Annotated in this window: 17 protein-coding genes and 1 tRNA gene; 6 read left to right on the top strand and 12 right to left on the bottom strand. The window is 46.7% G+C overall.

Going from position 1 to position 17957, the window contains the following annotated elements; all coding sequences use genetic code 11:
• Positions 1–668 precede the first annotated feature (668 nt).
• Positions 669–1322: a MerR family transcriptional regulator gene (locus NDA01_RS25915; RefSeq protein WP_348230242.1), complete on the top strand. Its 654-nt coding sequence runs from the start codon at positions 669–671 to the stop codon at positions 1320–1322.
• Positions 1319–3085, top strand: a complete 1767-nt coding sequence (locus NDA01_RS25910) for a macro domain-containing protein (protein ID WP_348230241.1) — start codon at positions 1319–1321, stop codon at positions 3083–3085. Before NDA01_RS25915 ends, NDA01_RS25910 begins: the two co-directional genes overlap by 4 nt.
• Positions 3086–3413: 328 nt before the next feature.
• Here NDA01_RS25910 and NDA01_RS25905 read toward each other — a convergent pair whose 3' ends face one another.
• From NDA01_RS25905 to NDA01_RS25885, 5 genes are all read right to left on the bottom strand, one after another.
• The gene (locus tag NDA01_RS25905) at positions 3414–4352 is read right to left on the bottom strand and encodes a ParB/RepB/Spo0J family partition protein (protein ID WP_348230240.1); all 939 of its coding nucleotides are present in this window, start codon (positions 4350–4352) and stop codon (positions 3414–3416) included.
• Positions 4352–5104, bottom strand: a complete 753-nt coding sequence (locus NDA01_RS25900) for an AAA family ATPase (RefSeq protein ID WP_190558811.1) — start codon at positions 5102–5104, stop codon at positions 4352–4354. Before NDA01_RS25900 ends, NDA01_RS25905 begins: the two co-directional genes overlap by 1 nt.
• 73 nt (positions 5105–5177) lie before the next feature.
• Complete coding sequence (locus NDA01_RS25895; protein WP_348230239.1) at positions 5178–6236, bottom strand: PDDEXK nuclease domain-containing protein; 1059 nt, start codon at positions 6234–6236, stop codon at positions 5178–5180.
• 598 nt (positions 6237–6834) lie between these two features.
• Positions 6835–8658 carry a prolyl oligopeptidase family serine peptidase gene (locus NDA01_RS25890; protein WP_348230238.1) on the bottom strand — a complete coding sequence of 608 codons (1824 nt, stop codon included), beginning with the start codon at positions 8656–8658 and terminating at the stop codon, positions 6835–6837.
• A 744-nt stretch (positions 8659–9402) separates the two neighbouring features.
• Entirely contained in the window at positions 9403–9546 is a 144-nt protein-coding gene (locus NDA01_RS25885; RefSeq protein WP_348230237.1) for a hypothetical protein, read from the bottom strand.
• Between NDA01_RS25885 and NDA01_RS32030 the strand changes: the two genes are divergently transcribed.
• The 3 genes from NDA01_RS32030 (at position 9505) to NDA01_RS25875 (ending at position 11362) form a co-directional block, all read left to right on the top strand.
• The gene (locus NDA01_RS32030; RefSeq protein WP_431193531.1) at positions 9505–9642 is read left to right on the top strand and encodes a hypothetical protein; all 138 of its coding nucleotides are present in this window, start codon (positions 9505–9507) and stop codon (positions 9640–9642) included. The genes NDA01_RS25885 and NDA01_RS32030 overlap by 42 nt on opposite strands.
• 639 nt (positions 9643–10281) lie before the next feature.
• Positions 10282–11181, top strand: coding sequence for a pentapeptide repeat-containing protein (locus NDA01_RS25880; RefSeq protein WP_348230236.1), 900 nt, complete (start codon positions 10282–10284; stop codon positions 11179–11181).
• A 1-nt stretch (position 11182) separates the two neighbouring features.
• Positions 11183–11362 carry a hypothetical protein gene (locus NDA01_RS25875; RefSeq protein WP_348230235.1) on the top strand — a complete coding sequence of 60 codons (180 nt, stop codon included), beginning with the start codon at positions 11183–11185 and terminating at the stop codon, positions 11360–11362.
• Between the two features lie 308 nt (positions 11363–11670).
• On the opposite strand, the gene NDA01_RS25870 is transcribed toward NDA01_RS25875, so the two are convergent.
• Positions 11671–12183: a DUF1993 domain-containing protein gene (locus NDA01_RS25870; protein WP_190552970.1), complete on the bottom strand. Its 513-nt coding sequence runs from the start codon at positions 12181–12183 to the stop codon at positions 11671–11673.
• Between the two features lie 373 nt (positions 12184–12556).
• Between NDA01_RS25870 and NDA01_RS25865 the strand changes: the two genes are divergently transcribed.
• Positions 12557–12655 (top strand) — tRNA-His (locus tag NDA01_RS25865).
• 433 nt (positions 12656–13088) lie between these two features.
• On the opposite strand, the gene NDA01_RS25860 is transcribed toward NDA01_RS25865, so the two are convergent.
• The 6 genes from NDA01_RS25860 to NDA01_RS25835 all read right to left on the bottom strand — a co-directional run bounded on the left by NDA01_RS25860 (position 13089) and on the right by NDA01_RS25835 (position 17802).
• Positions 13089–13976 (bottom strand): hypothetical protein, encoded by an 888-nt coding sequence (locus NDA01_RS25860; RefSeq protein ID WP_348230234.1) that lies wholly within the window; start codon positions 13974–13976, stop codon positions 13089–13091.
• A gap of 450 nt (positions 13977–14426) precedes the next feature.
• Complete coding sequence (locus NDA01_RS25855; protein WP_348230233.1) at positions 14427–15506, bottom strand: tetratricopeptide repeat protein; 1080 nt, start codon at positions 15504–15506, stop codon at positions 14427–14429.
• Between the two features lie 35 nt (positions 15507–15541).
• The gene (locus NDA01_RS25850; protein WP_348230255.1) at positions 15542–15871 is read right to left on the bottom strand and encodes a recombinase family protein; all 330 of its coding nucleotides are present in this window, start codon (positions 15869–15871) and stop codon (positions 15542–15544) included.
• 261 nt (positions 15872–16132) lie between these two features.
• Positions 16133–16306: a hypothetical protein gene (locus NDA01_RS25845; RefSeq protein WP_190549290.1), complete on the bottom strand. Its 174-nt coding sequence runs from the start codon at positions 16304–16306 to the stop codon at positions 16133–16135.
• A 135-nt stretch (positions 16307–16441) separates the two neighbouring features.
• Complete coding sequence (locus tag NDA01_RS25840) at positions 16442–16792, bottom strand: hypothetical protein (RefSeq protein WP_348230232.1); 351 nt, start codon at positions 16790–16792, stop codon at positions 16442–16444.
• Positions 16793–16839: 47 nt separating this feature from the next.
• Complete coding sequence (locus NDA01_RS25835; protein WP_348230231.1) at positions 16840–17802, bottom strand: nickel/cobalt transporter; 963 nt, start codon at positions 17800–17802, stop codon at positions 16840–16842.
• Positions 17803–17957: the final 155 nt, after the last annotated feature.

Genomic DNA, 17957 nt, shown 5'->3' with positions numbered 1-17957 from the left:
AGTGAGTAAGTACGACTGGTCACACTGCTGAGGCAGGGGATCGTCATAGTAGCTATGCATGGTCTCTCTGTCCCGAAATAACGGCTGGACAGGGAGAGCGATCGCGCAGACGGAGAGTTGCTAAGTTTTCTCTAAGACTGGCTTAGACAACTAGAAAATTCCTCGTTTTTCTTCGATGCGCTCCATCCCTGGTGTCGAGAGGAATAGAGAGCCATTTGCCTTGTTAAAGACGGTTCAAAAGGTCTTGTCACTTTTTGCCAAATGACCGTAATATAGACGCATGGCGATGTGGGTGACTTAACTGCGGGCCGGTCAAGCACACAAGTTAGAGTCCCCTCTATTCCGAACTGATAATAAAAAACCTTCGAACCCCTTCTGTTAGCGCAGTTGGGGTTTTTGGTTTTTAGTAGTCATGAGACATCTTTACCTCCTTTTCTGTGACGACACGTTTCGCATTCCTACATTCACTGATTCCTCTCGTTTTTACGTAACTTGAAGAGTAGTTTACCTGATCCACCCAGCGATCGCTGCTATTTTCAATGCAATGAAAAATTAACGGCTTGCGATCGCGTCTCGGCACAAGCGGTACCCTTGAGCCGAAAGAGGGCAGATGAATTACAACTTTAGTTGTCATTGACAATCGATATTGGCGTGGTTAGCATAGACCCATGGAAACACTGCAGCAGATCGCCCAGCGAAATCCTCATTGGTCGTTGGATGAATTGGTGCAGATCGCGAATGAGCTGCTGCCTCAATTTCTGCCCGAAGAAAAGGCACATACCAGGGTGCGAGAAGAAGTCTCTCCTCGGTTGGTCAGGCACTATACCGGTCAGGAAATGCTGGATGATCCCATCCGAGAAGGACGAGAAGCTCGTTATGTCTATCGACACTTGCTGCAAGTGTTAGTAGTCAGACGGCTGCTTACGGAAGGTTATGGAGCTAGCGTTATTAATACCTTAGCTCGCTCAAAAAATAACTCTGAACTGGAGGCGCTACTACAAGGCGGAGTTCAACTGACTGTTTCTCCAGCCAACGCAGCGCTCGCATTTCTGCAACAAATTCAACAAAGACCACCGGATGGGCCTCAGTCAGTTTCAAAAAGCCCTTTGCCTTCAGTCCCCTCTCCTTCAGTATCAATTCCACCTCCTACGGCTGCAGCATCTCACTGGACTCGGCTAGAAGTTCTACCAGGCTTGGAGCTTCACGTACGGAGTGATTTTGTTTTACCTTCAACGTCTCAAGAGCAAAAGAATCTGCTCGAACGTATGCTCCAGACCCTAATTGCCATTGCTACTCCTAGAAGAAGGTCTTCCAAATCATGATTCTACCTCGTCTCGACCTTATCCCCCTCCGGGCTGCTGTTTGCACCAACCACCCCACCACACTTGATGTGTTAGTGCGGATTACACCGCCAGAAGAAACCACGACTGCGGCTCAACGCCCTACCCTGAATATTGGTTTTGTCATTGACCGTTCTGGATCAATGGGGGAACACAAAAAGATCGATTATGCTCGGGAGGCAGTTTGCTACGCGATCGAGCAACTACGACCCACCGATCGTCTCAGCGTCACAATTTTTGACGATCAAGTTCAAACTCTTATCCCCAGTACACTTGCCAATAATAAAGCCAGCCTGACTCGCCTAGTCAAGCAGGTGCAACCCGGAGGCTCTACCGCTCTTCATGCTGGGTGGGTTCAAGGTGGAATTCAAGTAGGGCAGGCTTTAACTGCGGAATTGAACCGAATCATTTTGTTGTCAGACGGGTTAGCTAACGTGGGTCAGACCAATCCAGATGTCATTGCTACTGATGTGCATGGATTAGCACAACGGGGGATCAGCACGTCTACCTTAGGTTTAGGCGATGACTACAACGAAGATTTACTAGAAGCCATGGCCCGCAGCGGAGATGGAAACTACTACTATGTTGCCTCTGCCAAGCAACTTCCGGTCATCTTTGAAAAGGAACTTCAGGGACTGGCATCTACCATTGGCAGCCACGTCACTTTGGGGATGGACCCTCAGGGAACGGTTGTGATTGCCGATGTATTGAATGACCTCAGCGTTGATTCTCAGGGAAGATTTAAGTTACCAAACTTGTTGTTTAGTAACCCCATTGAAGTCGTAGTTCGGCTGAAAGTGCCTGCGGTGAGTCAGGCAACCGAATTGTGCATTTTTCGGTTGAGTTGGACTGATACTGAACAGCAATCACAAGAATTACAAGCATCTCTGCAGTTGCCTGCTGTGACTAGCCAGCAACTAGAGGAGTTGCCACTTAACCAAGAAGTACAGCAGCAAGTAGCTTTGATGATGGCAGCACGAGCGAAAAAGGAGGCGGTACGGCTGGCCGATACGGGTCAATACATAAGTGCGAGCCAAGTACTGCAGGAAGCCAAAGAGGAAATCCTTGAGTTTGAGGTGTCCATGTCTCGTCCGGAGGCAGCAGCTCTAGAGGATCTAGATCGGGAGTTACAGAGTGGTAGGTTTTCGAGTTATCGCAAAATGTCTTCGAGTCAAGCGTATCAACGGAGTGGCAGTCGAAGCAGCGGACATACGAATCTGCTTTATGCTTTTGAACGAGGACCTCGGTTCGGCGATATTAGTCAGCAAGATACACATGCCATTGTCAATTCAGCTGACCCTTCCTTATCGAATCGTGGGGTCATTTCCAGTGCGATTCATCAAGCCGCAGGTCCTGAGTTGCTAGCTGCCTGCCGCCAGTTAAACGGTTGTGCGGAAGGAGAAGCTAAGATAACGCCGGGATTTGGGCTACCTGCTCAATGGGTCATCCATACTGTCTGTCCCCCTTGGCGGAATGGCAAGTATGGAGAGGCAGACTTGCTTGCCCAGTGTTATCGCAGTTGTTTAACACTGGCAGCAGTACACGGTATTCACTCAATTGCATTTCCAGCGATTGGCACAGGTGACATGGGGTTTCCCATTGAGCAGGCAGCTCGAATTGCGCTCGAAACTGTAAGTCAGTTTCTGCTCAGCAGTACAGCGATCGGCACTGTTCGCTTTGTCTGCACTGACGATCTCACCTTGCAATGTTACGAAGCAGAGTATCAACGTGTAGCAGGCTGGTAATGTTGGGAGCTTTGCTTCAGCAAGGAGTCTGAAGCATTTTAGTTTTGAAAAAATATCCTTAATTGTGCCAAAAACTTTTGAAGCGACCGGAGCTAGCACCGCTACCTTTGGGCCTTAGTCAACGGCACTTGATGATGAGTGTTGATTGCTTCTCCACTGCATAAGAAGTCTCTGCATACTGGATAACACCGGTTCTGATTCTTTGCAACTTGATGATAATCAGAACCTCTTTCCCAATAGGTTTTGCCGTATCGGGTCTGGCATTGTTCCCAATATTTTTACGCGATGTGCAACTAAAACTAGCCTACTGCAAGCGATAACTTGTTATTCAGTCATCGCTTGTGGTTAGTTTGTCTAACTCATTCAATAGTTTTGTAATTCGCTCCCGTTTCTTGCGATCGCTCCAAGTTTTACCCTTCTGTAATCGTTTACCAATCTCACTCCACTGCTGAATCATCACTTTTTCTGGCGTCAGTTCTGGCTGGGACTTCAGCTCCTTGATCCTTGCTTTGATTTCACTCAACGGCAAGTTTTCTGAAATCGTCTGCTTGAGCAGTTTAGCCCGATGCTTTTCATCTTTAACCCGTGCGATCGCTTGGCCTTTAGTGTATTCAATCTCCCCACTCCGTAAAGCAGACAAAACATCATCAGGAAGATTCAAAAGCGGAAGACGACTAGAACGAAAGGTTCCAGCATTAAATCGCCCTATTTTTGAGAGTAATGATTCAATCTTCTCAAATTGAATCAGAACGTTCTGATTCAACTCTTGACCACGCTGTTTAGCGTTATATGACTGATGCAAGATAGATACTACTTCATCCCTATCTACTTCAAGAGCGATCGCCAGTAAGTCTAATACTGCTTCTGTCTCCTCAATCGGGTTTAGGTCTTCCCGCTGAAGGTTCTCTATTAAAGCAACTTGAAGAGCTTGCCGCTCATCTAAGTCATGTATCACAGCTGGCACGTCAGTCAGCCCTAGTTCACGAGCTGCGCGTAGTCGCCGCTCGCCAGCAACCAATTCGTACTCACCATTGTCTAAAGAACGAACCAAAAGAGGTTCTAGAATGCCAAACCCCTTCACAGATTCAACCAATTGAGCCAGTTTGTCCGCATCAAAGAAACGACGGGGTTGCTTTGCAGGCAAATGAATCTTTTCGAGTGAAATTGGCTGAGTAGTTTGAGCAGCCTGAGCAGGAGTCTCTCGGTTGAGAATAGCTGCAACATTACGAAGCTGTGGCTGAGGTGCGGTCTTGCGACGGGGTGGCACTATAAGGACTCCAAACTCTGGGTAATGGTTTTCAAGACAGCAAGAGCAGGGTGTTTAGGATCATATAACTCCAGCGGTGAGTGCTGCATTGAGGCGTCTGCAAACGCAATTGCGCGTGGAATCGGGGGGAAAACAGGTGCAACGCCACCAAATTGCTTCGTTACCGCCTCTAAAATCTCTTTACTTTGAGCTGTACGATCGTGCAGGTTAGGAATCACTCCAGCAATTTTCAAGTCTGCGGCAACCCCTTCTTGCTGAAGCTCACTAATCGTACCTAGCAGCAGATCTAAACCAACGAAGCTCTTATATTGAGTCTGCATCGGAATTAGGATGTGGGTTGATGCAACTAGGGAGAGGATGCTGAGAACACCTAATGTTGGAGGACAGTCAATCAAGACAAAATCATAGGCAGACTCAACTGGAGAGAGCGCTTTTTTTAGGCGCGTCTCTTTAGCGATCGCCGTTGCCAACTTTACATCAGCAGCACTAAGCGTCAAATTACTCGGAACTAGATCCATTTGATGAACTCCGCTTAGAATAGGCAGCGGTTTTCTATCTAAGATGCTTTGAGCAATCGTGTCCTCAAGTTCATGAGGCTGCACTCCCATGAAAACAGTTAAGGAGGACTGTGGGTCCATATCCACAAGTAAAATACGGTGACCTTGTTGGGAAAGTGAATATCCCAAGTTCATTGCCAAGGTCGTTTTACCTGTACCCCCAGCTTGGTTAAAAAATGAGATAACCTTTGCCACGATTCCAATTGTTGCAACACAGGGTTAGTGTACAGCGAGTTTACGCCGACCCGTCACAAATAATTTTGAAAATTTAATTCTGCTCTTCCTCTAGGGCAGAAACTGCCGCTTCTAGTTCCATCTCTAGCTGCTCAACTGTAGGCAAGCAATTTTGCAAAGCAGGTGGCAGTTCATCACGCAGCTTATAAGTGGAGACACCAATTGGGTTTTGTACAGTATCTAAAGCGAATTCAACCGTCGTTTTTTTCTTGGAGCGACATAGAATAATTCCAATTGTTGGACTATCCACCTCGGTACGCAAAATGTTATTTACGGCTGAAATATAAAAATTCATTTTGCCAGAGTATTCTGGCTTGAACTCTGTCACCTTTAACTCAATCACAATGTAGCAATGCAGTTTTAGGTGATAGAAAAGCAGATCAAGGAAGTATTCATCACCCTCTACTTCCAAACGGTATTGGCTACCCACAAAAGCAAAGCCAATACCTAACTCTAATAAAAAGTCTCGGATGCGCTCTACTAAAGCTCGTTCCAAATCCCGTTCTTTAACATTTTCACTAATAGTCAGAAAATCGAAGTTATAGGGATCTTTGACTAACTGCTGAGCTAGATCAGAGTCGAGATCTGGTAGAGTGCGCTCAAAGTTAGTAATTGCTCCCCTCTGGCGTATGTACAAGTTAGTTTCAATTTGCGTTACCAGAATGTCGCGGCTCCAACCATTCTCAAACGACTTCTGAGCGTACCAGAGTCGCTGCTCAAGACTCTTCAACTTATCTAGTAGCGCCTGATTGTGCCGCCAGGGAATTTGTGCAGCGTAGCGTAGCACAATTTGCTCATCCGGATATGCTTCAGCAAACGCTCGCATGTATTTCAGATTGCGGGACGAAAATCCACCTATTTCCGGAAACTCCCGTTTCAAATCTTGTGCTAAACGTTCAATGACCTTTGTCCCCCACCCTTCCTGCTGCTGTCGGTTCAATATCTCGCGACCAATCTGCCAATAAAGTAGGATGAGCTCATTGTTAACAGCCAGTGCTGCTTTAATTTGTGCCTGACGTATTCGCTCCTTCAGCGATCGTAAAAAGGCAGTATAGTTTTCATCAATCGGAAACAAAGAACCTGACTTAGGCACAAGACAACCAGCTCCAAGCTATGGGCAAATCATAGCGTTATTCTAAGAGCAGCATTTAGCTGACACTTCAGCACTGAACTCCCTCATCTCCGGGTATGACTGTAAATAAATTCATCAATTACAGAAAAAATTGAGACGTTGATTCAGAGACAAGTTTATTTACAATTGTTGAGCACTACAAGCTGCATTTTTGTTCGGATGCAGCGGCTGTAAAAGAAACGACCGAATATTTGCAGATTGGTTTGAGGTAAAGGATTTGCAGTCCTTTCATGGAAATAATAGAGTGCTCTCTAACTATAGGTTGTAGAGAACGCTTTACTGTTCTTGCCTAAACTTTGCCTAAATACAGGCAGAGATCCCACAACTTTTTGGCTTCTGACCCCTACTACCCCAAGGCAGGAATTTTTAGCCCAAAATCTCTTCCTAGGGGGCCTTTTAAGTATTCTCAATTACTGAAATATCAGTAGTATCCCAATCGCTGCGCTTAAGCGATTACTCTGGTTGAATAGGCGGTCTAACGGTGAAATTATGCGATGGTAGACAGGTTTGAACTCTCATCGATAAGCTTCGTTTCATTCGCACCAATGCACTGTTAGATTCAATCTGCCCCAGCCAACAAAGAATAAGCAAACTGTAACTGTAATGCTTGGTGTTCAATTTGCTGTTCCGTTGCTTTCGACCCGTGCCCGGCATCAAACCAATGAATTTGAATTGATTTACCTAAAGACTTTAACTTTGCTTCGTAGGCTTCCATTTGCCGCGCTGGACAACGAGTATCATTTCTCCCTTGAATGACCAAGATAGGAGCTTTGACATGTTCAGCGTAGGTGATGGGAGACGCTGTCTGATGAGCCTCAAGCTTTTCGTCGGGCGTTCCTCCAAATAACGAACGCTGACACGCTCGTAAGGTTTCTGCCTGATCTTCATACATTAGAAACCAGTCTGCGATCGCAACTTCAGCCATTCCCCCTGCCCACAAGTCTGGGTACTTACCTAGGGCTTGTAAGGTGAGATATCCACCATAAGAACCACCTATGACTAAGATACGATGAGGCTCAGCAAGCCCCGCTTGCAATAGCCAATTTCGTGCTGCCACCATATCCTCAACTTCGAGGTTGCCTAAATTCTCCCAAATGGCGCGCTCAAATGCTTTGCCAAATGTTACTGAGCCTCGATAGTTGACAGATAGCCAAGCGTAGCCATGATCCAGCCAGGCTTGAGTGTTGGCAGAGAAACAATCCGTAACAACCGAAGTTGGCCCCCCATGGACATGCAAAATTGTGGGGTAAGGGGGTTCACTGGAGGGTAGCGCTAACCAAGCCTGAATGAGAGTGCCATCGGTGGAGGGAAATGTTACAGACCGCCAGGGTTCACTGACAGGTATAGACTCGATCGGTAAACGCGCTTGAGTAATGTCAGGTGGAACTTTGGGCTCGATTTCGAGGGTGCGAGTTCGGTAGGAACTATTGGTAAAGCTTACAATAACGTTGCCATTGGGCAAACATTGACCCCCACTAAAAGTACCTGACTTAGGGCAAATCGATTTCAGCTCACCTGTGTGTAAATTCAGTAAATAGAGGTATTCCTGGGCTTGGAAGGTTTGACAGAGCAGAATCTCATCTTGTATTGACCAGTCCCAAGCGGCAATATTACCTTCTAAGGCTTCAATGGCAAGCGTTTGCTGTTCTCCAGTGACAGGATGCCAAAGCAGAGGACGCTCAAATCCTGAGACATCGGTTGATACTAAAAGCCGCTGGTCATTGATATGCGGAGAAAATCGAATCGGTTGAACGCTACTTTCACTTTGCCATAGCTCTCCAATGACTTTTCCGTTTGCTGTATCCAGCACAAGAACATTGAAGGCATTTTGGCCAGATCTCTGATTCGTCGCGATCGCGGCTAACCGACTGTCCTGAGAAAACTTGGGTACGAAAGCGCGAGCTGTGGATTCCCACAACAGATTAGGGGAATTCAACTCACCCGAGGGCGTTTTGTCTAAAAGGTAGCAATGAAAACCTTGGCGGTCGGTAATCACCAGCCCTAGCAGGTCACCGTTCGGGCTTTCAGTAATACCGTTGCCGGCATAAGGTGGGAAGGCTGGAGTGATATCTACGGCTTTACCGCCCTCAAAGGGCACACGGACATAGTGACCCAGTTCATTTCCTTTTTGGTCATCAAGATAGTAGATAAAATTACCATTAGCAGCGATTCTCCCCCGACTAATACCGGTTGAATGGTTTGTCAGTTGTTGGATACGATCCTCAACTAGATCCCATGTGTAGAGTTGATACAGACCTGACTGATCGCTACAGACTAAACCCCTACCAGGGTTGGCAGCAGCAATCTCAATCGCAATCGTTGTGCTAGCGCGGAATCGCTGTTTCCAAGGTGCATTTTCAGACAGGTCGGGAAATTTAAGCATCCTGTACTTGTGGTTGGAGTTAGCAACAAACCATCAGGCTTATTCTATGTCCTCTGACAACAGAGAATTACACCGCGAATTATGGAGATGTCTAACGCCCAGTATCACCCGCACACAACTCTGAAGGTGGATGAGGGGCAGCACGTCGCGGGTCAGGTGCATGCCGTTGTTATGCTGCTGTTGGCTTAAACCATTCGGCTTCCGCTAACCTGGATAGCCGTATATGCTCCTTAGCAACTGGAATTGTGCCTGGCGGTGATCCTCGACTGCGCCACAAAAATCCAGAACGAGGCGGATGGTGTCCAACGCTTCCTGCTCGCCCTCATATAAGCAGCAAATTACCGCCCGAACGGCATTCACTTCCGCCGACCTGAAATTGCATGACTCCTCCCCCAAATACTTCCAAAGTCTCGCACGCTCGCTGACGAACCTCTCCGCCGAAGTTAAGCCCCCGATGCAACCTTCGGCCACGACTAGGGCCTCCTGTGCGACCTCTGGCAACCTACCCCACATTAGGCGACAGCAGGCACAGACGAAGGTGCGCATCTTACGCTCGTCATGAAGAAGACCTAACGGCCAATCGAGTTCGTCCGCCAGTTCATAAGGGTCGCTCTCATTGTCTGGTATGTGTCCGTCCCTCCAGTCATTCCGCTTCTATTTGCGCCACCAGAGCAGCATAACTATTATTAAACGAAAAGTTTTGGCATAACTCCCCTTTCCATCGGCCTATCATTCCCAAAGTTGTCATTGGCTCATATCCAAGGCAGCATCAGCTATGAGTTCTCTTAAGCTGTAGTGTCTGGACTGAGAGAGCGATCGCAGGGAGGGAATAACCTCTATTCCAATCTGCAACTTCTGCACCGACACTGTCACGACAACAAAACGCATAACGATTTGGCGAGGTATGCCTTGACAAGGCAGTGCATTGTTGAGGAGCTAGATGAAGGGAAACTTTCACGTCTGGTTTTGGAGACGAGCCGCTGAGGCGACTTGGCAGCTTAGTCAACAAAAAACGTAAAAACACCCATACTACAAGCGCAATCCTGAGTGTTTTTGAAGCCTGAAACCCGCATTCCATCGTTGAGTAATTGCATATCCCGAAACACTTCCCCTATTTCGCTCATTTATGGGGAAGTCTAGGAAGATGCCTCTAGCAAGAATGAGGCTTGTAGCAATACAAGCAGAGCCCCTTCCAAAGTTCAAAAATGATCCCTACTACCCCAAGGCAGGAATTTGTCGCCTAAAGCTTTCTGACAGTAGTCGTTTCAAGGATTCTCAATAGCTAAGATATCAACAGGACCTCAATCGTGAGACTTTACTCACTAGCGCCTTAATCCTCTGGGACTCAGCACCTACCTCTTCACGAGTTACGTCTTGAATTCAGTTTCGATGGTAGGCACTTGAACCGTAACAGCAGCCTCAATATAAATAATCGCGCCAGCCTGTAGTTGAATCGAGGTCAGTTGGGTTATAGCTCTTGCAAAATCAGGATTCGCGGTTAAATCTATTGTTTCTAAAGAACAACCTCCTGCAATCCAAACATTAGGAAGCGGTATCTCGGACAAAAGAGTTAACGGGGTGCGATACCCCCTCTTGTTGGCCCCTACCGGCTAAAGGACTGCCATGAATCGAATTAAACCTGCCCATTGGCTCATTATTCCAGCCATGTTCGTCGTGGGACTGGTTGAGTACAATATCCACGAGCAAAGCATCAAGGCAGATTATCGCCGCCTCGATAGCAGCAACAAGGCTGAGGAAAACCGAGCGGTTGAGAGTTTAGTCGCAGGATGCCGGTGGCAAAAGCCAAGAGAACACTTCTCGCCTTCCAGTTATTGGAAAGAGCGACTACTTGGGAACTGTCGTCCGCTAGATAGAGTTCAACTCAAACACGCTGACCTCACCTTCGCTAGACTCCGCCGCGCCAGACTCCGCCACGCCAACCTCAGCTACGCCAACCTCATCAGCGCTGACCTCAGCCACGCCAAACTCGACGGTGCCGACCTCCGCTACGCCGACCTCGGCCACGCCGACCTCATCAGCGCTGACCTCAGCCACGCCGACCTCAGCCACGCCGACCTCCGCTACGCCAAACTCGACGGTGCCGACCTCCGCTACGCCAAACTCAGCGGTACCACACTTAACGCCGCCGACCTCCGCGAGGCCAACCTCGACAGCGCCAACCTCAGCGGCGCTGACCTCACCACCATCTACCCCGAGTTCGCCTACCTCCGCCATGCCAAACTCGTCCCTGCCAACTTCGACGGTGCCAACCTTAGGAACACCAACCTCAGCGCCGCGTTCTTATTAGTAATAGACCTGCGCAAGGTGAAAAACCTGACAGCAGCACAACTAGAAGGGGAAAAACCGCCTTACCTGTGTAACGTGGCACTACCACCTAACATCAGAGGCATTGACCCCAACCGCAATTGTGACGCACTTCCACAGATTTACAATAGGCGACATAGCATACCCCTAGAAGTAGCCCAAACAATTGTAGACAAGGCTCGTAAAATGCAATGGTAAATTGGCTAGTTTGAGTCAAGGTCAACAGGAATTGCGTCCAGATGGGAGCAGTTTTATCAAGCGGCTCCAGCAAGGGGCCAACTCCCCTCATCCCCTGGGAGGGGTGGAACTGCGATCGCTGCGCCCCGTGAAACGGGATGAGCCCGATTTCCCTGATTTATTTGTCAGTGAGAGGGGCTGAGCTCTGGAAACTCAATGATTTTTGGTCAGCCTAATTAGAACTGACTAAAGCCAAACTCCTGAAGGTGAGCGATCGCAGTGTGGCCTCCTACTACCCCAAGGCAGGAATTTTTAGCCCGAAATCTTTTAGTAGTCAGCCTTTCAACTATTCTCAATTGCTGAGATATCAATAGTATCTCAATTGCTCAAGCGAGGCGATCGCCTCGCTTGACTGGCGGCGGTCTCACGACTCGCTTCACCCGCCACAAATACCTCTCATTTCCAACAGACAGCCTTTATACGGTCGGTGTACAAGCGGATTGTTAGGCTTCATTCCTTTCTGATTGATGGCACCAAGTGCAGCATGTAATCTCGTTTTCCAATTGGCACCCCAGCCATGCGAAGAATGTCGTAAGCCGTAACCATATGGAAGTAAAAGTTTGGAATTAGAAATTCATTTACATAGGCATTACCAGACAACTCGATGTAGAGGCTCTGGCCCAAGTCAATGCGTGTTACCTCAGCTAGCTTTGCGTCTTCAACGTGAGCGCCTAAAAGAAGTTCCTTAGTGTTTGCTATGTGCTCGTATGCCTGTGCGAGAGATGTGACGTCTGGATCTAGATTATTCGCAGGTTTGCCATCACACCAGAGAGCAAAGTTGCGTGGTTGATTGCAGGTGAAAGCAATCTGTGTACCGAACGGCAACATATCAGCCGCAATGCGCTTTTGAAGGAACGACTCGTCATCACAAAAATGAGTCTGAGCTGACTCCAAGAGGTGCTTAAGAGTCGCTAAGCGGCTTTGGAAGAGGGTTCGGATTAAATCTATATTCTGGCTTTGCATTTTGTGATCCCTCAAGGCTTTTCTATGAACCCTAGCTGTCCTTAGAACAAATTTCAGCCTAACTATTATTAGACGGAAAGTCTCGGCATAACTACCTTATTTCAGGTGATTATGCCGAAACTTTCTGTATATTTTCCCTGCAAAAACCCTCCTTCCAGCAGCCTATCATTCCCAAAGTTGTTGTTAGCTCATATCCAAGGCAGCATCAGCTATGGGTTCTCTTAAACTGTAGTGTCTGGATTGAGAGAGCGATCGCAGCATGGCCCCCCTACAACTCCAAAGCAGGAATTTATTGCTTGAAACTACCCGACAGCAGGAGTTTTGACTATTCTCAATAGCTGAGATATCAACAGTATCTCAATCATGAGAGTAAGGGCGATCACAGAGTTAGCCTTTGCCGCTACCCTGCTAGTACAAAGTGAAGTGGATTGTGGTTCCACTACTCGCGGGTTCGAGTCCCGTCGTTCGCCCTGGTTCCAGCGATTGACCTAAATAGCTGATCTAGATTTGATCTAAAAAAGCACCTCTCTAGGTTAGGGAAGGTGCTTTTTTAGGTCAGTCACTAAATTTCGCTGAGAGAGCTACGTGGCTTTTGACCCCTACAACCCCAAGGCAGGAATTTATAGCCTGAAGCTATTTGAGAGCAAGAGTTCTAAGGATTCTCAACAGCTGGAATATCAATAGGATCTCAATTCTGAGCGGGAAGGCGATCGCACTGATTGGATAGCGAAGGTGGGTTTCAAACTAACCACAGTTTTAGCGGGCCTTTAAACTTATTAGGAACTTACGATCACAGCCCAGTGAAACGGCTGTCAGTAACCTTAGCAGCCGTACCAAGGGTTTTCGGCACTTCGCTCCGACCCGGTTAATAGACAGCGATGTGGCTTGCTGTTTATCGATGTTGATTAATCTGGAATAGATGTAGACAAGTTTTTCCTTCTACCAAAGAAGATGAAGTAGAACAAACCCGCTCTGAGAGCCATAGTTGCCAAAGCAGGTAAAAAGAGATCAGCAGAATCAAAAATATTGAAAACAGTTGGTCCTTCTATTGCAGGGTTAGGGGAGCTTATAAAAATGAGGGAGTAAAGCTGTTCAGCAGTCTGCAAACCGAGGGCTAGTTCAAGCCTATTATCTTTGATTACAAGCCAGGCAAGAAATACCGCGTAAAAAACACCGCGAATCCAGTATTCTGGACTGTCTCCAATATTACTAAGACTACCAAGTACAAAACCCCAAACTATTGGCAGAAGAAGAGGGTGTCGAATTAAAAGGCCCGATCCCTGAAGCAAATACCCAAGTATAAAGATATTTGCGGCTAAGGATATAATTGGGACGAAGATCAAAGCTACAAAAGCAAATGGTAGCCATTCTGAAAGATTAAATGTTAGAGAAAAGAGCGAAGGAGAAATTAAGTACCATACGGAAAAACTAACACCACGTAACCCCAGCCATACAATAAAGCCTTTAAACACACGCAACCAATTAATAGTAGCGTCTGGGCTGACCAAAGTCATAAACTTACGTTTATGAACTCGGGTTACTGCTAGAAAAAGGCCTAAAACAAGTGCAATAGAAACCAATCCTCCAGAAACCATACTACGGATAGGATTTCCGTTCAGCATTAAATCTGAAGCGTTAGGATTATCAATAGGAATGCCTAAGATATAAGCACTGGCGAGTACGAGAGGTACCATGATAGTTATAGTTATGCCATAAGTTATCACTATGCCAAGTAAATAACGTTTCCAGCCATTTCTACCTTGCCTTGCGATTGTCAAAAAGGTTGGATTCATGATCTTTTTTCTAGTGTAAAATGTCTGGCAGACAGCTTATAAGTAGACTCTATAACCGATTTAGTGGTCCAGCTATTATCAGGATGAAAGGTTGGGTCTGACGACCGTGTTTCATATAGTTAGACTAAAACTTTCTATATTTTTCCCGCCAAAGGCACCTTTTCCTCAGTTCGTCATCTGCAACTAGTAATTAGGCTAATAACTGAGGTAACAGCAGCTATGAAACTCTCTTGAGCTGTAGTCTAGTGGCTGGGATTAGAGCACAATCGCCACCTTACCTACTCTCCTTACTTCGCTCATTTATTGGTGAATTCAAGGATGATTCCTACTACCCCAAGGCAGGAATTTACAGCCTACAACCTATCAATAGCAAGGATTTTAAGCGTTCTCAATAGCTGGAATATCAATAGTATCTCAATCGTGGAAGCAAGGGTTAAGTTAGCTAAGCTTCTACTTTCGCTCTCCATCTTTCGCTTTTAATAGGTCATCGATATCAGCTATTTCCTCTTTCCCATTCTGCTCAGAAAACAATTTTTTTGCAAGTTGAAGAACAGGAATTGCTTCTTTTAATTGACTTGTATCTTTTAGAGCAATACCCAATTTCTTATGAAGCACAGCGAAATGTTTTGAGCTCAGAGGAACTTGACGATAGAAATAGTCAATCCCAAGAGGATGGTGCGATGCATTTTCTGACTGCACGAAAAAAGGTTCAGAAATTTTGAGGGCCATGTTGTAAGTATCAACTGCTTCATCTCGTTTATCTTGTGCAGCGAAGGCAAGAGACAGATGATAATACACTATAGCAAGGGGTAGTCTTCGTGCTTCTGAATCTAGCTGGTTGGGCTCATCAAGCTCATTAATAAAAAGCTTGATACTCTTTTGGTGAGCAGAGATCGCTTTATCTAAGTTGCCTTGAGAAGTGAGGATAATTCCTAGACAATTATGTCCCTGTGAATAATCAGGTTTAATTTGGATAGCTCTATTACAAGCTTTACTTGCTTCAGTTAAATTATCTTCATAAGCCAGAAGCAATCCTAGCAATCGATGAGACTCCACTGCATCGGGATCAGTTTGAACTACTTTTTTGGTCACGGCGATCGCTTCGGATCTCTTACCCTTTATTCTGAGCAGAGACGAAAGCATATTATGAGCCTCTATGTCTTTTGAATTTAGTTTGATGGCTTTTTGATAGGCTGTAATTGCCTCATCAAACTTGTTTATAAAGAAAAGCGTCTTTCCTAGTTTCGCAAAAGCTTCTGCATTTGTAGGGTTAATTTCAGCAGCCTTTTGATAAGCAAGACGTGCTTCAATCAATTTATCGTTCTCAAAAAATTTGTCACCTTCTTGAATCAAAACATCTGCCTTGGAATCAGAGGAAGGTGAAGAGATAGGAAGTTGAGACGCTGTTTGGCTATTTTGCTGTTCAGAGGATTGCTTAGTTAATGCTGTGCATGATGTGATAAAGCCAGTGATGATGCTAATTAGTCCAATCGCAGCTAGAAGTTTCCTTCTAATAGTTTGCAACCCCATCTGATGCTCTATCTCCTGGAAACCCTATTCTTCTACTACTCTTCACCTTTGGTGAATTCCGCAACTAGGGGTGCTCTTACAAGGCGGACTGCTTCTTGTTGTGCGAGATAGGCTAATACTCCCACAACGATCTGGGCCACCAATTCATTCTCAGTACCAAGCAGCGGCTCAGTGTAGCTCTTGAATCTACAGCCTAGGTTGCTGAGCTGCTGAAGGTAAGCGACCGTCTTCCTGATGCCCTCGCGACTGAAGCGATCGAGTGACCAAAACAGCAATACATCAAACTTTCGCTTCGCTGCATCCTCAAACATGCGGCTGAAGTCGCCACGCTCACGCTTACCCTTTCTGCCAGATTCACGGTCCAGGTAGATGCCGGCAATCTACCAACCTTGGCGATCGCAAAATTCTTTTAGTTGCAAAAGTTGGTTATCAGTGTCTTGTCCCTTATCGACAGTTGAAACCCGAAGGTATAGGCGCAAATGGTTTGCTTCATGCAGCAAGGCTATCAAAAAAGGGTCCTTTTTTGATAGGACATTTAGTTAAAACTCTCACCCTGATTTAAGGCCGTTTCAGCCTCGTCAATTTATATCCCTTTTTTGATAGTCCTTAGATTGCTCAGTACGTAATCAACGATCGCGATCGCCAAGACAATGCAGGATTTGATGCTCTCGGTAAGCATCAAAAGAATCAAGATAGCCATCAATGTAATCCTTCTCTGCAACCAAGCTTTTAGGATGTGGAGTCGTTACTTGTTCTCGCCGCTCATCATTGGCTTTTTCTGCTTCAACATATTCGTCCAAACATAGTAGTAATCTTCTGGTTAGACACGGGAAATTTTACACTCCCCTTTTCTGCGGTTGCAGTTAGGAAGGCTTGCTGAAGTTCTGCTGACGCTGCTCGTAAGCAAGGTCAATGGTTAACCTTGCAGAAACTTCTTAGGGGCGAAGTAGGCTGGATGGGACTACTTGGTTAATTAGCGGCTGACTCTGCGATTGGCTTGTGGGTGGGGCGCAGGGACGACCTGTAGCATCAACGAAATAGCAATTTTGGGCTCCGAAACTGGTCGAAGCCAGCTCCACTCTTGGAGCGTTTTGATTACATAGTTTGCCTAGGTCAAATGTTTGCCCATTTTCCGCTTGGAAATAACAAAGGGGTACATCTGTGTTGGGATTGACGACAGCAGGGTAAGATGCCTCACCCACAGGCAATTGGCTGAAAGCCACCTCTGGCAAGAAAGCAGTTAAGGCTGCAGAGACTAAGGCAGTCAAGCGTAAAGATTTCAGCATGATATTTGACCTCGTATTTTGCTAAACGTGTCTTTAAAGTGTGTTTTTCAAGTTGTCACTAACCCAATTTGCATCACAGCTCGCACTGTGATCACTGCTCCTAATAAGGCAATTCCTAAAGCTCCTAGGACAGGCAGGACTTTGGTTAATTGTGTCTGGACGGGCAGTCCCCCAAACAGGCGCTTGGTGCAAACTAGCAGTAATCCCAAGCCAGTCAGCACTCCTGCCAATCCCAAACTAAAGGCCAAAACTAACACGATGCCAAAGCCAACACGACCTAAGGCGATCGCACTCAGCAGCAACACCAAGGCAGAAGGGCAAGGTAACAAACCGCCAGAGATGCCTAAAGCTAGCAAGTTCCGCCAAGTAACCGGAGTACCATCTGCTCCAGGGGGTAAATGCGAGTGAGTATGGCCTCCCTGACTGTGGCTATGAGGAGCTAAGTCAGCCTCGTGCTCGTGTTGATGAGAATGAAGGTGATGCTCATGAGCGTGAGAATGAGGGTGATGCTCATCGGCGTGACCATGCAAATGATGGTGAGCAGATTTCTGGCTTCTGCGCGACGACCAACGACTGAACCACTGGTTGCCGCGCATGCGACTGAAGAACAAGTTGAGGCCCAAGCCAACCACAATCAGCCCAGAAATTGCACTCAGCCAAGGATAGAGCTGTTCTGGCAAAATAAACTGAGAAGCAAACAGGGCAACTAGTCCCAGGGCGAAGATACCAGTTGTATGGGCGATGGTAGTCGTTAGCCCTAAAAACAAAGCGTGCTGGACCGTAGCACGTGACCCGACTAAATAAGCGCCAACAATAGTTTTGCCATGTCCCGGTGTCAGAGCGTGCATGGCTCCCCATAGAAAAGCCCCGGCGATCGCGATCGGTACACTTGCCGCTAGCTGCCAAGGCGACCCTTGGATTAACGCCGATTCCCGATTTTCAGGACTAAAGATGGCATTCTGCACTTGTCCTTGATGAAAAATGGTCGCTAGACAACGGGCTGTCGGCACCCCCGGCAAAAACAAATCGTAGTAAATTTTCAGTCCTTGAATCGGACGGAGCCAACTGTAGGTCAGGAGTAAAGTGCTATGAGTCCCTGCTGTCCCTTGTAGATTGGATGGTGACTCGATCGAGCGCTACGGGTTTCGATGCACTCGAATGCAAT

Source organism: Trichocoleus desertorum AS-A10, assembly GCF_039962155.1.
Lineage (GTDB): Bacteria > Cyanobacteriota > Cyanobacteriia > FACHB-46 > FACHB-46 > Trichocoleus.
The sequence above is the reverse complement of the archived record's forward strand: the minus strand, read 5'-3'. Positions and strand labels throughout refer to the sequence as shown.